This window comes from Lunatimonas lonarensis, assembly GCF_000390185.1.
Taxonomy (GTDB): Bacteria; Bacteroidota; Bacteroidia; order Cytophagales; family Cyclobacteriaceae; genus Lunatimonas; species Lunatimonas lonarensis.
On the sequence record NZ_AQHR01000032.1, the window covers coordinates 1 to 842 of the forward strand.

Annotated in this window: 1 protein-coding gene; it reads right to left on the minus strand. The window is 42.8% G+C overall.

Annotation, left to right across the window (positions count from 1 at the left end; genetic code table 11):
* Positions 1-104: 104 nt before the first annotated feature.
* Positions 105-842, minus strand: a 738-nt coding sequence (locus ADIS_RS04440; RefSeq protein WP_155907122.1) for a BspA family leucine-rich repeat surface protein, incomplete at its 5' end; no start/stop codon positions are given.

Below are 842 nucleotides of genomic sequence, written 5' to 3' on the forward strand. Positions count from 1 at the left end.
TATATCCAAAATCTGGCAAAATATCCTGAAATCGGAAACAAACTACTGTTAACAATCGCTTGGATATTCTGAGCGTGAGGGTATGAGTGTTTTTTCGTACTGATTTAATCGGGGCAGGTTCCCCAAACCGGCTGAGGTAGCAGCCATGCAATGGCCCCCGTGCTGAAGCCCGAAGGTATCCTCGGTATTTTGGTGACGCACCACTTCGACAGGTCTTGATTGAAACTCGGACTATTAAAAAACATTAAGCTCATATCTGTTACGTTGCTTACGTCCCAATTCCCTATCGGTTGGTTGAACGGCGTGTTTGAAAACATTTGATTCATATCGGTAACATAACTTACATCCCAGTTATGGATGGGTTGATTGAATGGGGTATTAAAAAACATGGATCTCGTAACCGTGACCTTTCCCACGTCCCAATTTCCAATGGGCTGGTTGAACGGAGAATTATAAAACATTGCCCACATAGTTGTGACACTGCCAACATTCCACTCTCCGATGGGTTGGTCAAAAGGAGAACTCTGAAACATCGACCACATGTTTGTAACCTTTCCCACGTCCCAACTACCTAACGGTTGATTAAACTGGGTATTAAAAAACATCATTCCCATGTTTGTAACCTCACTTACATTCCAGCCATCAATGGGCTTATTGAATTCTGAACCCAGAAACATCGCCCACATATCGGTGACATTACCTACGTCCCAGTTCCCAATGTCCTGGTTAAACTTGGAGCCTGAAAACATATTCCTCATACTTGTAACCTCACTTACATTCCAATCCCCTATTGGCTGGTTATAATACTCCCCTAAAATGGTACCAGAGGTTAAGTTAAAAAA